Source organism: Ellagibacter isourolithinifaciens (assembly GCF_008831035.1).
GTDB lineage: Bacteria > Actinomycetota > Coriobacteriia > Coriobacteriales > Eggerthellaceae > Ellagibacter > Ellagibacter isourolithinifaciens.
Map to the genome: position 1 here is coordinate 208,960 of NZ_WAJR01000001.1, position 17,619 is coordinate 226,578.

Sequence of the window (17,619 nt, forward strand, 5' to 3'; positions counted from 1 at the left end):
GGGTTAACTCGTACAGTGTAGCGTTTATGCCCACCCCGTCATAGGAAAAGGGCGGCAAAACTAGATTTCCTGCGCCTCAAAGCGTTATTCGGCACGCATTTCACGCTTCGCAGCGGATAGCTTGAGCGCCCCAGCCGTGACGTAATAGATCGTCGTGAAAGCGCCGACGAGAAGTCCCGCGTAGACAAACCAGATGCCCCACGAATAGGGGTCCGAGGAAAAGCCGGGAAGCCAAGAGAAGGGCACGACCCCCATGCCAGCGAGCACCGGCCAGTTAAGAAGGAGCGCTGCAAATCCGACGAACAAAAACGTTGTCGCCACCTTGCCAGGATAGATTACCGCCACGCGAATGCGCCACTTCTTGAGCAGATACGCCCCTCCGATAAGGAGCAGCAGATCGCGGCCAAGGACCAAGACGACGACCCAGAGCGGCAGGCGCCCGACGGCGAGCAGGCACACGACACCTGAGATCATGAGGATGCGATCGACGGCGGGGTCAAGCAGTCGGCCAAGCTTCGAGACCGTGTGCGTGCGGCGAGCGATTTGCCCGTCGATCCAGTCGGTTCCCGCCGCCGCGGCGAAAAGAACCGTCGCAAGGATGTCGTAGCCGGTCAGAAGCAAAACGATGAAGCACGGAACCATGCACAGGCGAATCGTCGAAATGAGATTTGGAATGGTGAAAATGGTGTCGAGCACCTCGTCTTCCTCGGGTGTCAGGTCGTTTTTCGCGGCCTTGTCTATCATCTTCGCCATATAAGCCAAGCCCCCAGTAAATAAAGCCCCAGCGGGTCAGTCGTGTTAATTGCAGCGAATTATTATAGCGCCCCGCCTTTCCGATGCGGAACACTTCGCCGATTCCTCACGGAGATGTTGCCAGCACGTTTATTTGATCGCGGATTGCTCACTGTGCGCCAAAGCCCGGCTGGAAGAAGCCTAGTCGAGGAACATCTCGTTTACATCCAGCCTCAAATCCCGGGCGATGGCGCGAAGCCCGTCGTCGGATATGGTGTTCGCAAAATCGCCGCCCCCGTTGAGCAGGCGCGCCCTCACATAGATATCCGCCGCCTTCTCGATGGTGTGCATGAGACCGAACGCGGAATCGAAATCGGCACCCGAGCAGAACAGACCGTGCTGTGCCCAGATGACAGCATCGTAGGTCCCCATAAGCTTTGCTGTCGCCATCGCGATCTCAGATCCTCCCGGCACCATCCACGGAACTACGCCAACACCTTTCGGGAAAGCGATGATGCACTCCGTCATGACTTTCCAGAGCGCACGCGTGATAGCGCGAGCGTCGAGCGGCATCACGGAAGTGAGCGCGACCACATTGGTGGGGTGTGCATGGTAGAGGATACGGGACGCACCTTCGGTCGCGTCCAGGCGAACCGAGTGAATCATGAAATGGGAGGGGAATTCAGAGGTAGGTCTCCCCCCGTCTTTAAGTCCCCAAACTACACGACAGGCATCGCCTGAGGTGTTAATCTCGACAATCCCCACGTTGCGAGCGATGTCGAGCGCAACGTTGCGCAGATAGCATCCCGCACCGGTCGCGGCGAAGAAGGCTCCGCGAAGGTTGTCAGCCTGAACACCGAGGGGAATCCAGTTGGACGGGTTCTCGCAGAAGAACGGACGGCAATCCGCCACTTCCCCCTCGGTCATGCGATAGGTGAGGTTCCCGCCGTTGCGCTCGTGCCAGCCTTGGTCCCAACCGTCGGCGCACAGGCGCGCAAAGCCCTTCATGAAGGGCTGTTGTTCCACGGCAACGCCCGAAACAACGCCTTTCGCCGCAGAAACTCCCTTGTCAATCATGCCTTGCGCGCTATCGAAAAAACCCATCGTTTCACAACCTTCCCTCATTCGGACGCATCGCAACGCCGCCCTCCTCGACTGGCCCGACTATACCGCTAGATTCCGTTGCGCAACATCAGAACCGCGAATTTGGCGAAAATGAAAAGGGACCCCGCAGGGTCCCTTCAAAACGCGCATTCGAGAACCTTCGCCCAATGGGCGATACAAGAACGCTGTTCTTAACTAACCTTCTTCATTGGCTTGGGATGCTCGGGGACGTCTACCGACTCGATGTACATCTCCTTCGAAGGCGCCGGCCAGCCAGGCTCCATCGACAGGCAGTGCTTCGGGCATTCGAGCACGCAGGTTCCGCACTGGACGCAGCGGAACTTGTCGATAGTCCATTTGCGGTTGGGCTTCTCCACCACGATGGCCGCGCACGGGCAGCGGCGCTGACAGATGCCGCACAGGATGCAAACATCGACATCGTTGACGATATGGCCCTTAAGTCCTGCGGGAGCCTCTTTCTTTTCCACGGGGTAAAGCACGGTCTCGGGCTTTTTGAACAGCGAGCCGAGCGTCATCTTTCCCAGTTTGAATCCACCCATGTTCTTCTACCTTTCCGTGCAGCTGATGCAGGGGTCGATGGTGAGGATGATGTTGTTCACGTCAGCCAAATCGCAGCCCTTGAGCGCCGCGGTCATTCCTGCGAGGTTTTGCGAGGTCGGTGTGCGCATGCGCATGCGCTCGAGGTTCTTCGTGCCGTTGCCGCGAGCATAGTAGTAGCATTCGCCACGCGGCTGCTCGACAACGTTGGACGCCTCGGAGCCGGCAACCGGAGAGCCCTTCACGGAAACCGAGATGTCGCCCTCGGGGATCCTGGAGATCATCTCCTCGATGATGTCGATGGATTGCAGCACCTCGAGAGCGCGAACCTTGCAGCGCGCGTAGCAGTCGCCCTGATCGTCGAGGATGGGACGGAAATCGGCGAGCTCCGCGTAACCGCCGCGGCCGAGCATGCGCACATCGTAGTTCACGCTGGAGGCGCGGGCGAAAGGACCCACCATGGATAGCGCAAGCGCGTCCTCGTGGCTCACATGCCCCACCCCAACGGTGCGGTTCTTGACCGATGAATCCTTCAGGAAGGCGTTCATAATCTGGCGATAGTCGTCTTTGATGCCCTCGAGCACACGCTTAATCTCGGCGAACTGCACCGCGTCGATGTCGCGCACGACGCCGCCCACCTTCACGACCGAGAATATGACGCGGCCACCGGTCGTCTTCTCGAAGATGTCGAGCACGCGCTCGCGCAGGCGCCAACAATGCATGAACAGGCTCTCGAAGCCAAAGGCGTCGGCGGCAAGACCGAGCCAAAGGATATGCGAATGGACACGCGAGAGCTCGTGCCAGATGACGCGCAGGTACTCGGCGCGCTTGGGGATCTCGACGCCCATGAGGCTCTCGACGGTCTCCGCATAGCCCATGGAGTGGCCAAACGCGCAGATGCCGCAAATTCGCTCGGCAATGAAGATGAACTGGTTGTAATCGCGGGTCTCGACGAGCTTCTCGAGGCCTCGATGGACGAAGCCGATCTGGGGAATCGCCTCGAGCACCTTCTCGTCTTCAACCACAAGATCGAGGTGAAGCGGCTCGGGCAGCACGGGGTGCTGCGGACCGAAGGGGATGACGGTTGCCTTACCCATCGTTATTCACCGTCCTTTCCGGTATTCGCAGCACGCTCGGCGGTTTCCTTACGCGCCTTCGCATCGAGGGCGGCGCGGACCTTGGCCGCGCGCTCGGGATCGAGCTGGGCGAGCTTGGCCTCGATCTCGGCGTCGCGCTCGACGTTGCTAGAGCCGACAGCGCGCTTCGCCTCGGCGGCCTTCTTCTTGCGCTCGAGGGCCGCGCGGACTTTGGCGGCCTTCTCGGGATCGAGATTCTCGAGCTCCGCCGCTCGGGTCTCGCGCTTGCTCTTGCGAGACTGCTCCGCCTCGGCAGCCTTTGCCGCCTTCGCCGCGAACGCAGCCTTGATGCGCGCAAGCTTCTCGGGGTCGGTGCCCGCGAAGCGTTCCTCGAAATCGGCCATCTGTGCAGGGTCGATACCCGAGACCTTCTGTTTCATCTGCTTGATGGCGTCGGGGTGGTCAGCAGCGTACTCGGTCTCGGCCACCTTCGCGGCTCGAGCGCGCTTGGCTTCCGCAGCCTTGGCGGCCTTCTCGCGGGCAGCCTTCTGAGCAGGAGAAATGATGGTCATCGGCTCAGACTGGGCAAGCTGGTAGAACTTGCCGCCGAAGTCGATGGCGATTCCCTCGATCGTGACGCCGAACAGGTCGTGGATCTCGTTCTCGAACACGAAAGCTGCGAGGAAATTGCCGGTGATGGAGGGCACGACGTCGGTCTTCTTCACGCCTTTGACCTCGTAATTTTGAAGCGCGCCGTCGCCCATCATGAACGAGTAGACCAAATCGACGCCCGCGTCGGTGTTCACCGCGAGAATCTGCACGAAGCGCGCATGCTCGCTTTTCATACGGTCGGACAGCGATGGCACCTCGTCCAACTTGAGCGGAATGAACTCGGAGGAGAATTCCATAGGTCCTACGCTCCCTTCTTCTGTTGCGCCATAGCCTTCGCTTTCTCATCGAGGATGCCGATCGCTTGCACGACGCCGTCGATAATCGCCTCGGGACGAACGGCGCAACCTGGCACGTACACATCGACGGGAATCGCCTTGTCGACGCCGCCGAGCACGTTGTAGCAGTCATGGAAGACGCCGCCCGAACACGCGCAGATGCCGCAGGCAACGACCGCCTTGGGCTCGAGCATCTGATCGTAGATTTCCTGGACGACCTTGATGTTCTGTTCGTTCACGCTACCGGTGACAAGGAAGATGTCGGCATGCTTGGGGTTGCCGGTGTTGATGATGCCGAATCGCTCGACGTCGAAGCCCGGGCACAGCGCCGCGAGCACCTCGATGTCGCAGCCGTTGCAGCTCGAGGCATCGTAGTGGATGACCCAGGGTGATTTCGAGTTATATGCCATAGGTAAGCCTCCTTACAGGTAGGCCAGAACGGCCACGTTCAAGCCGCCGGCGACGAGCGCGACAGCCCATGCGGACTTCAGCATAAGCTGCCACTTCACGCGGGCAAAGTTGTTGTCGATCCAGATCTCAAGGAAGTACACCGCGAGAACGACGACAACGGCAAGTACGATCGAAAGCGGGTTCGACCAGATGAAGAACATGGCAACCCATCCCATGAACAGCACGTTCTCGCACCAGTGCATCACTTCCACCAAACCGAGCGTGGGGCCGCTCATTTCGGTGGTGACGCCGCGAACGATTTCCTGATGCGCATGATGCGACATGGAGATGTCGAAAGGAGACTTGCGCAGCTTGATAGTGAGCACGAACAAAAAGCCCAGAAACGCAAGCCACGCCGTCGTGATCGCGGGAGCATCGAGGAAGAACACGCCCGCCACGTCGAACCACCCGGACGCCATGAAGAACGCGACGCACATGAGGTAGAGCATCGGCTCGTATGCCATCGCCTGCAACGTCTCTCGCGCGGCACCCACTTCAGAGTAAGGCGAGCGCGAGGAATAGGCGGCCACGATGAAGAGCAGCGAGGAGAGCGTCACGAGGAACACGCTCAAAAGCAGGTTTCCCCCAGAGAAGAACACGCCGCCCGCCACCAGGGTGAAGATGAACGCGAACAGGATGTAGGCATGCTCGGAGGTGTTCACCGAGGCGTTCTCTTTGGAGAAGAGCTTGCGCACGTCGTAGTAGGGCTGCAAAAGCGGCGGACCAACGCGACCTTGCATGCGCGCCGAGATGATTCGATCGAGCCCTGCGAGCAAGCAGCCGATGATGGGGCCAGCAATCGCAAACGCGATGATGCCGATGACCGTAACGATGATCGTCATGAGAAGCCTCGCCTTCCTACAGCATACTCGGCAGCACAGCAGCCGCCCAAGCTATCGCCGCAACCATAATCACGATGCACACACCCGACCCGACCGGGGCGATACGAGCCTCGCCGAAGATACCGTCGAGATACAAATTGCGCGACGTTGCCTCGACCGGCGCAGAAAGCGAGCCGCGGAACGTGCGCGCCGCGTTGTCCGCCGAAGCGCCCGCGAGGTAGACGTCAACCCTCTTCTGCTTCGAGGAGCGGCCAAGCCCCGCGAAAAGCATAAGAATCACGAGCACCGCGCAGATTGCAGCGATCCAGAGATTTCCGTCGGAGATGTCCTGCCCGCCGTAGCGGAATGCGGTCTGGACATAGGGAACGACAAGCCCCGATGACATGACAGGGAGCAGCACGCACGTCACACAGACGAGCCCTGCCATCAAAAGCAGTGCCGCCCACTCGGATTTATGCACGGTGAGCTCGACATTCTGCGGCTCGCCCGCGATGCCCGAGAGCTTGCCGAGCCATTTCGCCCAGAACATGAACGTTGCAGCAGAGCCGAATGCGAGCAGGATGATGAGCGCGACGTTGCCCGTTTCGACGAACGACACGAGCGTCGCCCATTTCGCGATGAGCATGCCGAAGGGAGCCACGAACATGCACATGATGCCAAGCATCATGAAGCGCGCAAGGCGCGGCATGCGCTCGAAGAGCAGGTCCATGTCCTCGATGTTGCGGCTGCCGATATGGTGCTCGGCGGTGCCAACGCACAGGAACAAGAGGCTCTTCGCGACCGCATGGAAGATGATGAGCAGGATAGCTGCCCAAACAGCCTCGGGGGTGCCCACGCCGGCGCATGCGGTAATGAGACCGAGGTTGGCGATCGTGGAGTACGCAAGCACGCGCTTGGCGTTGCTCTGGGAGATAGCCATAAACGAGCACAGGGCGAAGGTGAGCCCGCCGACGAGCACAACCATCACGGAGGGCACCAAGCTCACCGCGAAGATCGGCGAGAGCTTCACGAGCAAGAACACGCCCGCCTTGACCATTGTGGAGGAATGCAGCAAAGCCGATGTCGGCGTCGGGGCGACCATTGCGCCGAGCAGCCATGTATGGAAGGGCATCTGCGCGGCCTTCGTGATGCCCGCAAACGCGAGCAAAGTGACGGGCAGCATAACGAGCGCCGGGAAGGCGCTACCGATCTCGACGAACGTCGAGAAAGAAAGCGGCAGGCCGAAAACGCCCAGGTAGACAAGGGAGAACTGGAATGCAACGCCGCCAAGAAGGTTCATCACGATCTGACGGAACGCGTTGTTGATGGCCTCTTCGGACTTCGTAAACCCGATGAGCAGGAATGAACACAGCGTGGTGACCTCCCATGCCGTGTACATCCACGCCATGTTGTCGACGAGGACGATGTTGAACATGGCAGAGAGGAACGCGAACATGATCGCGAAGAACCATGGACGGCGATCGCGCGCTTGCGGGTTCCCATGCAGCTCGTGAGCCTGGAAATCCTTCATGTAGCCGAGCGCATAGACGCAAATGCCCGAGCCGACGATGCCGATGATGAGCACCATGACCACGCCGAGCGCATCGACGCGCATCGTCGTGGAGAATTCGGCACCCGCCTGAACGGCGAACTCGAACCACAGGGCCACAACGATCTGCAGCGCAGCCAGGCCCAATGCGAGCGGGCGTTTGTAGCGGACCGCATAGCACACGACGAAGATGGCGACGGTGAGGTCGATGGCAAGGTTCACCAGAGAAAGCGGATGCCCCCATTCGGCGGGCAGAGCGAACTCATAGGTGCCAGGCCCCGCGAACACAACCGCGAACGCAATCGAGAGCAACGCGATAAGCGCGGCGAAGGCAATGGCTATCACATCGCGCGCACGGTCGTTTTTGATCGCGAGAAGCAGCAATGCCGCAACAACGGGAACGACAATGAGGGAGGCTACCAGCTCCATGCATACTCCTTTACTTGAATAGAAACCTTCCCGCCCAAGGCGGAGGCCAAACGCCAAACGCAAGCAAGAAGGCGAACGCGAGACTCGCGTGGCGTCTACTCTAATATTAAAGAAAGGGTACGACCTGTACCTTTGGGGTGCAGGTCGAAATCAATCGGTAAAAGGGCTATCGCAGAGGTAGCAATTATCTCGCGAAAGAAAAAAGCGGGCCAGATTTCCATCTGACCCGCTTGAGAAAGCTGGTCGGGTTGGCAGGATTTGAACCTGCGACCCCTTGACCCCCAGCGGGTCAAGGGTGATTTTTGACAATATCGCCGATAACCGCAGAGACCGATAATGCCTGATGAAGCCCCGATTCGTGGATTTCAGTACTCCCACGTTATCCGCTTTCTCGATTTCATTCCCCCCGAATCCCCCCTTCCTTTTCGAATAGAGAAGCGAGCGGGGCGTACGGGAGCGGCTTCAGTATCCCCAGCTCGTGTTTTGCTGGCACTCGCAAGGTACTCAATGCAAAGCTTGTCGATGGTTTTCAGATAACCTTTCTTCAAACGCCTGCGGCTTTCGAAGAAAACCCCCTCTAATCTTTAGGGAGGCGCCAGTCGATGCAGCTATTGTTCGGCCCCCACCAATAAGTCCTTATTTCCCAAACAGCAGAGCCAGAAGAAATAAAATGGCGATTGCGGCTAAAGGCCAACGGTCAGCAATACCTAAGATGGACGACATCCTATATATGCCATTGTCCATTAATGAATCTAAGCGTATAATCGCCATACGTCTCATACAGAGAGCTGCTGTGAGCGCGCCGCAGCGGGGGCCGCTGCGGCGCTTGAGGAGGAGAAGATCATGAACCATGACGTTGCTGCCGCGATCAACAAGGCGTTGGACGGATCGGACCTTACAAAGACTGAGGTCACGCGTCTTTTTGAGATCGACGACCTGAGCGAGGAGGCTTTTGCCATCCAGCGCGCGGGGCGCTTGCTTTCCGCCGGGCTTTCGCAAGGAAAAGCGGAAATTCACGGCCAGATCGGCATCAACACCGGATCATGCCCCATGGACTGCAAGTTCTGCTCGTTCGCCGCATGTAACGGCGTCTTTCCCGATGCGAGTGTGCTTTCCGCCGAAGACGCCATCGCCGGCGTGAATTCCATGGAGCGCCAAGGCGTAAACGCCGTGTACGTCATGTCCACCGCAGACATGGACGCCGACCGGTTCCTCGAGCTATCGAGAGCCATCAAAGACGCGATGATATCCGACGTTCCGCTCATCGCGAACACTGGCGATTTCTCGCTCCAGCACGCAAATGACCTGGTAGATGCCGGTTATACGGGTGTCTACCATGCCATCCGCATGGGCGAGGGCGAGTTCACCCGCATCCCCGTCGCCCGCCGCATCAAGTCGATCGAAAACGCTCGCGAGGCGGGGCTTCAAGTGGGCATGTGCGTGGAGCCGGTCGGGCCGGAGCACTCCGTCGAGGAGCTGGTCGAGAAAACCCTGCTCACTCGAGACCTTGGGGCATGCTTTTCGGGTGCGATGCGGCGCACGAGCATCCCAACGTCGCCGCTCGCCGCGCATGGGCAGCTGAGCTACGCCCGCATGGCGACCATCGTCGCGGCCGTTGCGCTTGCCACGGGCGCTGCCGTCCCAGGAAACTGCACGCACGAGCCGAACGGGCTCGGGGTGTTCGCGGGCGCCAACTTGCTGTGGGCGGAAGTCGGGTCGAACCCTCGCGATGTCGAGGCCGAGACCGTGCGAGGCTGGACCGCCGATCGCTGCCGCGACTTGTATAGCGAATGCGGCTGGGAGGTCCTCGAGGGCCCTTCGGCCATGTTCGCGAAGACGGCGATGCGCTGATGCCGGAGGGGCGGCCCAGGCTGTCCGTCGCCGGGGGGTCACGCCAAAGGGCAGTGGGTGCTCGGCCAAAACGGCAACTTAGAGAGCGATTAGCCTGGAAGACCCTTGCGGAAACGCGCGATTTCCATTGCACCCTGCGGCCCGACCAGATGCTCGAGCATCAGCTCGACAACCTGCTCGCTGTATGCGGGGCCCGAGCATGATGCGATGCCGTTCCAGCACACAACCGGCTTCTTCACGGGGTTGACGCCCAGCTCTTTGAGCCTTCCAAAGTTGTCGTGCCTGCTGCTGAGCGAATACGTGGTTGCTTTTCCGCCCTTAAGGATACCGCTTTCTGCAACGGGAAGGACACCCACGCACATGGTTGCCACGAAAGCGCCGTTGCCGTGCATCGCCCGCACCAAAGCGCGCAGTTCCGGGCAATAGGCCTCATCGAAGCCAAAGCCATGAAATCCCCCGGGCACCACAAGCGCATCGTATGAGAGGGGGTCCACTTCCCCAATGGGGACATCTATGGGAACGGAAAGGCCGAAACGCCCGTGCGCCACCTCGTGGAAGCCTGTGCAGTCAACGGACACGTTCGGAAGATGGGCCCTGTACCCTGTCCACCCGCACATCGAGAGCGCAGCAACCGCCTCAAGGTCTTCAAACGCCTCGGGCAAGAACAGAAGAACCTTCTTGCCCTCGCTCGCGCCCTTCGGCTCGCCGGGGGCGCCGGCGTTCGCAGAAGCCATCTCGCGATTCATGATAGATCCCCTTTCCCCAGAATGCTCAGCGAGTTCGTTTTCGGCACAACGGAGGCAACGGCCCCGAAGGCGCTCACCACGCGCTAGGCTTCACGCCCCGCAAGCAATATGCCCAGGATTCATCTTGGCCTGCAACAAGCCATCCGTCTTTTTCCAGATCGCGTCGAGTTTCTCGCATGTCCCGGCGCAAGGACTCATGATGTGAGCTCCTCCCGCGCATTCGGGGGTCGGTCCCTGCATCAACCCACGCAACGCCGCCGACGCCGCCAACAGGTATGCGAGAACCGGCAGCAAGACGAATGATAGCACCAACTTGCCTTGCTCTTGAGCGCGATGCGGGCTTTAGGCCATGTATAGAGCAGTTTTCCGCAATAGTCAGGCTGCAGCACCCTGTCCATACGGGTCGCAAGCCGATTTGCCTCTCAATAGCATCAAGCAGCTCATCTTCGGGGGCATTGCGCCATAGAGGCTCAACGCCGCTCATCAAGGCCAAACCAGCAGCCTGGATATTCTCAATCGTCTGCACCCTTCTTCGAGGATCCAAGTCAGTCAGATAACCTTCTCCCAAGCGAACAGCATGATACGCTGCATCAGCACCTGCCTCCCGAAGCTCGATTGCCTGCTCGAGCGAGAGATCTGGGCCGTTCACCAAAAGAATCACATGGTCGTCAATGACAAGACGTGCTGCCGCTACAAAGGAAAGCAGCTTCTCGAAAGGGAGCGCGGCCGTCGACATCAGCGAAATTAGATTTGCGCCCTCTTGGCTGAACAAGCGCGCGAAAGCGAGCAATGCATCCATGTCCATCACGGAGCACTCTCTGCTATTGGAGTCATTGACCTGCGCAAAAGAACAGTATCGGCAATTCCCCGGGCAACGCAGCGAGTCAAGGCCAATTTGGGCATGCACGAAAGCACGGCCGCGGCACCTCTCCCAAGCCAGCCTCTTCGCCTCCTTTACCACAAGGAGGCTCTCAGGGGATTCCTCTGGAAACGAAAGCAGCCACGCGATTTCGTCGCGGCTAAGATGCTCTCCCGAACGTGCCTGTTCGATTATTTTCAAGACGATTCGGTCCAAGAGATGCAGCCTCCCTGCTATTTGTAAGCGCAGATAACCACGCTGCCGCAAGCACCATCCACAGCTTCCCAGACACCTGCGGATTTCAGGGCCTCAACGGACTCGAGCCTTCCTTTTTTCTTTGCCTTGCCCTGCAGAACGGCGCTCGTGTAAATGCTTTTCACTTCCAAATTCACACGCAAAAATCCAAGCTCTTCAAGAAAAGTCTCGTATTCTTCCCGCGTAGACACCCCGTTGGTGCATCCCATGATTGCGCACAAATCGCGCTGGGCAGAATCTGGAATCGCTTGCCATGAGACGATGTCGGAGACCACGAATCGCCCGCCGGGGCGAAGCACGCGAAGAGCCTCAAGCATAACAGCGCGCTTATTGCTGCTAAAGTTAAGAACGCAGTTAGACAAAACAACGTCAACCGAATTGTCAGGCAGCGGAATCGACTCGATGTTTCCCTCGATGAACTCAACGTTTTCGGCGTTGGCTTCGCTTGCGTTCTTATTGGCTAGTTCTATCATCTCGGGGGTCATGTCGAGCCCATAAACATGACCCGAAGCACCCACAAGACGCGATGCGATTATGGCGTCTATGCCTCCGCCGCTTCCCAAATCAAGAACGTGCTCGCCGGCCTTGAGCTCTGCCTTCGCCACAGGGTCTCCACAGCCACGCGAAGCCGCGATCGCCGCATCGGGGAGCCCGGCTACGATGCGGTCATCATATAGCTGCACCGCTTCTCCAACATGGATATCGCACTGCGAAGCCTGCGCGGCCACCTGCGCATAATGGCGGCGAATCGAATCTTCGCGCGCAAAGGGTTCCTTTAGCGCCCGGCTGCGCGAAAGCAGTCGCACCAACAGACGCAAAGCTAAAAGCGCAGCATCAAGCTCTTCTTTTGTTGTATATGTGGCCATGCTAATGCGGCACGTCCCCGTTGCCATGCTAATGCGGCACGTCCCCGTTAAGCCCATACTGGCGTGAAGAGGCAGCGCGCAGTGGCCTCCCGCGCGAATCGCCACGCCCAACGATGCGAGGAATTTCGACACGGTAATGGGCTTGACGCCCTCAACCGTGAACGAGACCAAGCCATGAAGACCTTCTTGCGCAGTGTGGTCTCCCCACACGGTAACGCCTTCTATAGAGCGCAAGCCGTCCATCAAGTAACGGGTCATAACGCGTTCGTGCCTGCAGATGTTGTTCGGGCCCAGACCCTTCACATAGCGGATAGCCTCTGCCAAACCAATTGCCTGAGAAATCGCAGGAGTGCCCGCCTCATATTGAATGGCCAAGGGACGCAAGTAGTAGCTGCCCTCGCCCACATGGGAAATCGAGCCGCCGCCCGACATCACAGGGTCCATCTCGTTGAAAGCATCGGCCGAGATCCATAGACACCCAATGCCCATAGGGCCATAGATCTTATGCCCCGAGAAAGCGACCCAGTCAGCATCAAGCTCGTCAACGCGCATCCCGCAATGAGGCAGCCCCTGCGCTGCATCGATCAAAACTCGAGCACCAACGCTCTTGGCGCGCTTAACGAGCCGGTCTAAGGGGTTTTCAACGCCTATCACATTAGACATCTGGGAAAGGGCCACAAGCTTAGGCTTCAGGGCAAGAGCACGTTCGTAATCTGCCTCGTCGATTGAGCCATCGGAAGATAACCTCACCAATTCGACGTGCGCGCCGACTCGCTGGCTCAGCAGCAGCCATGGAAGATAGTTGGAATGATGCTCTGCCAAGGTCGCCACGATAACGTCGCCGCGCTCTATGTTGTGCGACCCCCACGAAAGTGCAACCAGGTTGATGGACTCGGTCGTATTCCGCGTGAAAACCACCTCACGGCGAGAAGCACCCAGGTACTCCTCCACCGCCTGACGCGCATCGTTGAAAGAAGCGGTTGCCTGCATCGAGAGCTCATAGGCCCCTCTGTATACGTTCGCGTTTTCGTGCTTGTCAAAATCTTCCATGGCCTGCAGCACCGATGCAGGGCGCTGCGCCGTGGCGGCCGAATCCAAATAGGCCAAAGAGCGTCTGTGCTTACGGTCGTTCAACAATGGGAAATCGCGGCGCACGTTTTGCGCGAACTCGTCGGCCCAGGCTAGCTCAGAAGAATAGCCGCGGCTGTCGCATCTCTCTTTCGCTTCAGATAGCATATCGCGAGCAACATCAAACGCGAAGCCGCATTCAGGGTTTGCGGGCTCGAAATCGTCTTTCTTACGGGGATCCGCCGATAGACAGGCCAGCTCCCGAGCAGATAGAACCCCGCTTTTACCAAAAGCTTCGATTGACGGAATGCCCGCATCGTTTGCGGAAAGAAGCTCCTCGCCAAACACAACATCCTCAACGCGCAAGCGTGGCATGGCGCGAAATCCCGAACGATCCAAAGGTTTGCTCAATTCCCCAGCGTCCACCGCATCCATTATGCTGCGAGAGACCAAGATCGGGGTTCTCCGGTACCACTCTATCCACGAGGCCACGAGATGCGAAGATGGCTTCTCTTGAAGACGCCTCGAAAGCTGCGCCAAATGCTCTCCTTCTTCGTTTCTCAGATGGGAACGCCAGCAGCACGGGCTAGGTTGCTAAAGCTTCATCTTCGGGGCGTCAGCCGCTTTCAGGTCAGCCTTGACAACCTGGACAAGGGCAATCACGAGAGCGATGCCGGCGGGGACCCAAACAAACAAAGCCTTCTGATGACAGGCCATCTCCGCGCTTGCGCATATTCCAATGCCAAGCGAAGTTGTCAGCACGATTGCAGCAACAGCGCAAACTGCAACAAGGATCGACGAAACGCGACGTCCCTCTTTCGTGGAGCACACAAACGAACACAACGCGCCCACAAGCCCCACGATGCCCACTATCGCAGTTGCGACGAAGACCCAATGGCATTTCATAGGAACCATATTGCCAGCCGTCGTCTCAAGCATCTTCGTGCAACCTTCGATGAAAAGCGACGCGGCAACCATCACAAGCATGCATACGGCAATCGCGGCCGCAGCAGCTTTCCAAACGTTTTTCCTCATTGAAATCCCTTTCGTAAAGATTCGCGCATCATTAATTCAGTTTCGCCTTTTTAGAAGACATGCGCGCATCAACGCTCGACGAACGTCTTGCCCTCAAGGTGCATTACACGCTTCGCGCGCGAAGCAAGCGCCTGATCATGCGTTGCATACAGAAGGATCCCGCCCTCTTCCACGCGCGAGAACAGCGTATCCGCAACGCTTTGAGAACTCGACGAGTCGAGGTCGTTCGTCGGCTCGTCGGCGATGACGATCGGGGGATCGAGCAGCAAGGCGCGCGCAACGGAAACGCGTCGCTTCTGCCCGATGCTTAGCTGATACGGAAAATGATCCATGCGGTCGGCAAGGCCAAGATCGGTTAAAAGCGACTGCGCGCGCCGGCGCGCATCGAAGGGCATCTTGCCCGCAAAACTTGCAGGGGCGGTAACGTTCTCTATGGCACGAAGCGACCCTACGAGCTGAGTATGCTGAAACACGAAGCCGAAGGTCTCGCGCCGCAGCGCAGAGAGCTCTTTGTCTCCCATCGAATCGCTGTCTTTTCCGTCGACGATCACCGTTCCGGTCGTCGATGAGAGAAGAAGGCCCAGCATAGAGAGCAATGTAGACTTTCCCGACCCGGACGGCGAGACGAAGGCGATGGAATCGCCGGGCTCGGCAGTGAACGAAATGCCTTCCAGGATCACGTTTTCGCCGTATGTTTTGCCGAGGTTCTCGACTTTCAGATATGCCATGTTAATCGATATCCCCCTGTTGCATTGCCAACGATGGATCCAACCGCCCGACTTGACGAAGCGGCCAAACGACCGACAGGAAAGACACAAAAGCAAACAGGGCAATGATACCCAAGCAAAATACCGCAACTGCCGGAGCGCCCAAGCCCACGAAGGGGAACGCCAAAGTGTCAAGAAGCAGGGAAATGAGCGACTCATAGGCCACCGCTCCCAAAGCAAGGCCGACAACCAGTCCAATTACCACAAGGCAGCAAACCTCGCCGCCGATGAGCTTCCTGATATCTGACTTGCTTGCGCCGATTGCGCGGTACAAAGCCAGCTCGCTCTTCCTGTCCCACACGCACGAGTAGAATCGCGCGAAAATCTGAAGGAGAGTTACGACCAACATAAGCACCGCCGACCCGGCGAGAAGAACAAACACAGCCTTGAGCTGAGCCTGTGCGCGCTCTGCGGTCTCCGAATGCTCAACATAGGAAAGCTCGCGCATAAGGTTCAGCTTGGTCTCAACGCGAGTGAGCTGCTCATCGTCGATCTCGACCATGATGCAACTGACCAGCTCGGATGGATCCCCGTACATATCCCAATAGCGCTCGTTGCCATCGGTATTGCGAGATATCTCCCGTGCGGTATCGATGTCCATGACGATGGACTCGTCAAGTTCTCCGCCCGACTCGGCCATCGTGGAAACCACGTTGTACGGCTTGCCCAAGATTGAGATCTGCCCTTGCGAGATGCCGTCGACGCGACTGCCGACGACGACTTCGTTCGCACCGAGCTCGCCGGCGAACCCTTCATCCAAAAGGGGCGTTACCACGAAATCGGTGGTGAAATCGACGCCAATGAGACGCGTGGGGCTTGTCGCCGAACAGCAGGATTGGTCGAGCGTTTGGCTAAAGAACTGCCCCGTCACGCGCGTAACTCCCTCAATGTCAGAAACGGCACGCACCTCATCTTCGGTCATGTACATCGACACCGGTGCGCCCGTGAACAGAAGGTCAGCACCGGTCAAGTATTTCTCGGCATCGGCTGGAACCACCATGATGTCAGCGCCACCGCGCTCGCCCGACAACTCTATGCCCTTCGTAACGCCTCCGTAAACAAGGCCGAACGCGAGAATCAACGCCGCGCTCAGCGCGACAGATGCGATGATCGACGCCGTTTGCACTTTACGCATGCGCAAGCTGCGCAGTATCAACGAACCCAACGCCTTCCCTTTCCCTTCGTCTCTCGATTTCTCCCTCGTGCAGCGCGGCTTTCGCCCCACAAACCGTTCGCTCAAGCGGCTCGTCAAAGCAATGAGCCTTGGCGAGCCGCCCTGTGTCATCAAAAGAGATGTGCCTAATTGCGCTTACGATAACTAGATGGTGTAAATCTCACCCAACTCGGCCAAGCGAGCAGCGCAGCCCTTCGTGTCGGCCGTGTCCTTCGCGACGTCGCCGCGGAAGTCAACCACCATGTCGACAAGGCTGTCGAGGTAGGCATCGACCTTCGAAGCATCAGCAGGAGCTTCGGTGAGCACGCCCGCGTCGTAGAGCTCGCGCCAACGCTCCTTGCTCGAAGCGCGCATGTCCTTCTCGTTGCCATGGCCCCACAAGTAGTTCACGGTCAAGCCGCGCTGGATCTCGGGGAACGCGTTATCGGCATAGCCCTTCTCCATGGCCATGTCGATGGCTCGCTGGGGATCTTCGTTGATGTAGTCGCTGGCCATTGCCATCGCCTTCGTCAGCTTATCGCCCATCTCGGGGTACTTGGCGAGGTTGTTCGAATTGCAGCCGATGAAGCAGCAGTAGTACTCGCCAAGATCCTCGCAAGACGTGTAGAAGAAATGGACATCATCTTTGTTGTTCCAGCGAATAGGATAGGTGGTGGCATCGGAGCCGCACGCTGCGTCGATCTCGCCGTTCTTCAACGCATCCGCGATGGTCGAGCCGGAGTACTTCACCCATTCAATGGTGGAGGGGTCGCCGCCTTCGCGGGCGCACAGCGAGATGCACTCAGTGTATGCGGGGCCGTTCATCATGGTGGTGCCCACGCGGCGACCGGCGAGGTCTTTGCAGGATTTGATGTCGGGGTTGTTCGTGACGCCCGACCAGCAACCCACATGGATTGTGTCGAGGTGCTTCAAAGGCATGCCCTGGTAAATGGCTGGGAAGTCGCCGGGGGTCGACTCGAAGAAGTCGATCTCGTCGTTAGCGAGCAGGATGGACACGTCGCTCGTGATCAAAGTGATCTTCGGGTCGAGGCCCGCTTCCTCGAAATAGCCGTTCTCGATAGCCACGTACACGGGAAGCTCGCACGGGGAGCCGCCCCAGTAGCCGATGGTGCACGGCGTCTTGTCACTCGACGCAGCAGCAGAGCTGCTCTCCTGCTTGGCAGACTCGCCGCCGGCGCAACCAGCCACAACGCCGCCCATCGCTGCAACCGCCGCCGTAGCACCGGCAGCCTTCACGAACGAGCGACGGCTCAAGCCCTTGCTAGTACTTTCCTTCATATTGTCCCTTTCCCTTTTGTCTTCATCGATTCCCGAACCGCCCGATCTGATCGG

General features: G+C 58.6%; 17 protein-coding genes. 2 read left to right on the forward strand and 15 right to left on the reverse strand.

Features of this window, described 5'->3' with window-relative positions; translation table 11 throughout:
* Positions 1-84: 84 nt before the first annotated feature.
* The 8 genes from F8C90_RS00925 to F8C90_RS00960 all read right to left on the reverse strand — a co-directional run bounded on the left by F8C90_RS00925 (position 85) and on the right by F8C90_RS00960 (position 7,666).
* Complete coding sequence (locus tag F8C90_RS00925; RefSeq protein ID WP_246155720.1) at positions 85-753, reverse strand: CDP-alcohol phosphatidyltransferase family protein; 669 nt, start codon at positions 751-753, stop codon at positions 85-87.
* Positions 754-933: 180 nt separating this feature from the next.
* Positions 934-1,809: a rhamnulose-1-phosphate aldolase gene (rhaD, locus tag F8C90_RS00930; RefSeq protein WP_246155721.1), complete on the reverse strand. Its 876-nt coding sequence runs from the start codon at positions 1,807-1,809 to the stop codon at positions 934-936.
* A 218-nt stretch (positions 1,810-2,027) separates the two neighbouring features.
* Positions 2,028-2,396, reverse strand: a complete 369-nt coding sequence (locus F8C90_RS00935; RefSeq protein ID WP_158048563.1) for a 4Fe-4S dicluster domain-containing protein — start codon at positions 2,394-2,396, stop codon at positions 2,028-2,030.
* Between the two features lie 6 nt (positions 2,397-2,402).
* Positions 2,403-3,491, reverse strand: a complete 1,089-nt coding sequence (locus tag F8C90_RS00940) for a hydrogenase large subunit (protein WP_158048564.1) — start codon at positions 3,489-3,491, stop codon at positions 2,403-2,405.
* A 2-nt stretch (positions 3,492-3,493) separates the two neighbouring features.
* The gene (locus tag F8C90_RS00945; protein ID WP_158048565.1) at positions 3,494-4,378 is read right to left on the reverse strand and encodes an NADH-quinone oxidoreductase subunit C; all 885 of its coding nucleotides are present in this window, start codon (positions 4,376-4,378) and stop codon (positions 3,494-3,496) included.
* Positions 4,379-4,383: 5 nt separating this feature from the next.
* A complete protein-coding gene (locus F8C90_RS00950) occupies positions 4,384-4,827 on the reverse strand; it encodes an NADH-quinone oxidoreductase subunit B family protein (RefSeq protein ID WP_158048566.1) in 444 nt (147 codons plus the stop codon).
* A gap of 12 nt (positions 4,828-4,839) precedes the next feature.
* The gene (locus F8C90_RS00955) at positions 4,840-5,709 is read right to left on the reverse strand and encodes an NADH-quinone oxidoreductase subunit H (RefSeq protein WP_158048567.1); all 870 of its coding nucleotides are present in this window, start codon (positions 5,707-5,709) and stop codon (positions 4,840-4,842) included.
* Positions 5,710-5,725: 16 nt separating this feature from the next.
* Positions 5,726-7,666 (reverse strand): NADH-quinone oxidoreductase subunit 5 family protein, encoded by a 1,941-nt coding sequence (locus F8C90_RS00960; RefSeq protein ID WP_158048568.1) that lies wholly within the window; start codon positions 7,664-7,666, stop codon positions 5,726-5,728.
* A gap of 843 nt (positions 7,667-8,509) precedes the next feature.
* Between F8C90_RS00960 and F8C90_RS00965 the strand changes: the two genes are divergently transcribed.
* A complete protein-coding gene (locus F8C90_RS00965) occupies positions 8,510-9,517 on the forward strand; it encodes a radical SAM protein (RefSeq protein ID WP_158048569.1) in 1,008 nt (335 codons plus the stop codon).
* Between the two features lie 89 nt (positions 9,518-9,606).
* Here the strand turns inward: F8C90_RS00965 and F8C90_RS00970 are convergent, their stop codons facing one another.
* The 6 genes from F8C90_RS00970 to F8C90_RS00995 form a co-directional block, all read right to left on the reverse strand.
* Complete coding sequence (locus F8C90_RS00970) at positions 9,607-10,263, reverse strand: DJ-1/PfpI family protein (RefSeq protein WP_158048570.1); 657 nt, start codon at positions 10,261-10,263, stop codon at positions 9,607-9,609.
* A 73-nt stretch (positions 10,264-10,336) separates the two neighbouring features.
* Positions 10,337-11,224, reverse strand: coding sequence for a radical SAM family protein (locus tag F8C90_RS00975; RefSeq protein ID WP_343030116.1), 888 nt, complete (start codon positions 11,222-11,224; stop codon positions 10,337-10,339).
* Positions 11,225-11,355: 131 nt separating this feature from the next.
* Complete coding sequence (locus F8C90_RS00980; protein ID WP_170264479.1) at positions 11,356-13,686, reverse strand: aminotransferase class V-fold PLP-dependent enzyme; 2,331 nt, start codon at positions 13,684-13,686, stop codon at positions 11,356-11,358.
* Between the two features lie 219 nt (positions 13,687-13,905).
* Complete coding sequence (locus F8C90_RS00985) at positions 13,906-14,346, reverse strand: DUF4418 family protein (protein ID WP_158048573.1); 441 nt, start codon at positions 14,344-14,346, stop codon at positions 13,906-13,908.
* A gap of 68 nt (positions 14,347-14,414) precedes the next feature.
* Complete coding sequence (locus F8C90_RS00990) at positions 14,415-15,074, reverse strand: ABC transporter ATP-binding protein (RefSeq protein WP_158048574.1); 660 nt, start codon at positions 15,072-15,074, stop codon at positions 14,415-14,417.
* 1 nt (position 15,075) lies between these two features.
* Positions 15,076-16,248 (reverse strand): ABC transporter permease, encoded by a 1,173-nt coding sequence (locus F8C90_RS00995; protein WP_170264480.1) that lies wholly within the window; start codon positions 16,246-16,248, stop codon positions 15,076-15,078.
* On the opposite strand from F8C90_RS00995, the gene F8C90_RS11075 reads away from it, so the two are divergent.
* Positions 16,247-16,435, forward strand: coding sequence for a hypothetical protein (locus tag F8C90_RS11075; RefSeq protein WP_211360970.1), 189 nt, complete (start codon positions 16,247-16,249; stop codon positions 16,433-16,435). The genes F8C90_RS00995 and F8C90_RS11075 overlap by 2 nt on opposite strands.
* Here F8C90_RS11075 and F8C90_RS11170 read toward each other — a convergent pair.
* A complete protein-coding gene (locus F8C90_RS11170) occupies positions 16,432-17,565 on the reverse strand; it encodes an ABC transporter substrate-binding protein (RefSeq protein WP_158048576.1) in 1,134 nt (377 codons plus the stop codon). The genes F8C90_RS11075 and F8C90_RS11170 overlap by 4 nt on opposite strands.
* Positions 17,566-17,619 lie beyond the last annotated feature (54 nt).

Coding starts and splice junctions, on each gene's coding strand:
- F8C90_RS00985 (WP_158048573.1), bottom strand. CDS start 14,346: ATGAGGAAAAACGTTTGGAAAGCTGCTGCGGCCGCGATTGCCGTATGC.
- F8C90_RS00950 (WP_158048566.1), bottom strand. CDS start 4,827: ATGGCATATAACTCGAAATCACCCTGGGTCATCCACTACGATGCCTCG.
- F8C90_RS00980 (WP_170264479.1), bottom strand. CDS start 13,686: ATGCCACGCTTGCGCGTTGAGGATGTTGTGTTTGGCGAGGAGCTTCTT.
- F8C90_RS00970 (WP_158048570.1), bottom strand. CDS start 10,263: ATGAATCGCGAGATGGCTTCTGCGAACGCCGGCGCCCCCGGCGAGCCG.
- F8C90_RS00925 (WP_246155720.1), bottom strand. CDS start 753: ATGGCGAAGATGATAGACAAGGCCGCGAAAAACGACCTGACACCCGAG.
- F8C90_RS11075 (WP_211360970.1), top strand. CDS start 16,247: ATGCGCAAGCTGCGCAGTATCAACGAACCCAACGCCTTCCCTTTCCCT.
- F8C90_RS00935 (WP_158048563.1), bottom strand. CDS start 2,396: ATGGGTGGATTCAAACTGGGAAAGATGACGCTCGGCTCGCTGTTCAAA.
- F8C90_RS00960 (WP_158048568.1), bottom strand. CDS start 7,666: ATGGAGCTGGTAGCCTCCCTCATTGTCGTTCCCGTTGTTGCGGCATTG.
- F8C90_RS00940 (WP_158048564.1), bottom strand. CDS start 3,491: ATGGGTAAGGCAACCGTCATCCCCTTCGGTCCGCAGCACCCCGTGCTG.
- rhaD (WP_246155721.1), bottom strand. CDS start 1,809: ATGATTGACAAGGGAGTTTCTGCGGCGAAAGGCGTTGTTTCGGGCGTT.
- F8C90_RS00945 (WP_158048565.1), bottom strand. CDS start 4,378: ATGGAATTCTCCTCCGAGTTCATTCCGCTCAAGTTGGACGAGGTGCCA.
- F8C90_RS00990 (WP_158048574.1), bottom strand. CDS start 15,074: ATGGCATATCTGAAAGTCGAGAACCTCGGCAAAACATACGGCGAAAAC.
- F8C90_RS00995 (WP_170264480.1), bottom strand. CDS start 16,248: ATGCGTAAAGTGCAAACGGCGTCGATCATCGCATCTGTCGCGCTGAGC.
- F8C90_RS11170 (WP_158048576.1), bottom strand. CDS start 17,565: ATGAAGGAAAGTACTAGCAAGGGCTTGAGCCGTCGCTCGTTCGTGAAG.
- F8C90_RS00955 (WP_158048567.1), bottom strand. CDS start 5,709: ATGACGATCATCGTTACGGTCATCGGCATCATCGCGTTTGCGATTGCT.
- F8C90_RS00965 (WP_158048569.1), top strand. CDS start 8,510: ATGAACCATGACGTTGCTGCCGCGATCAACAAGGCGTTGGACGGATCG.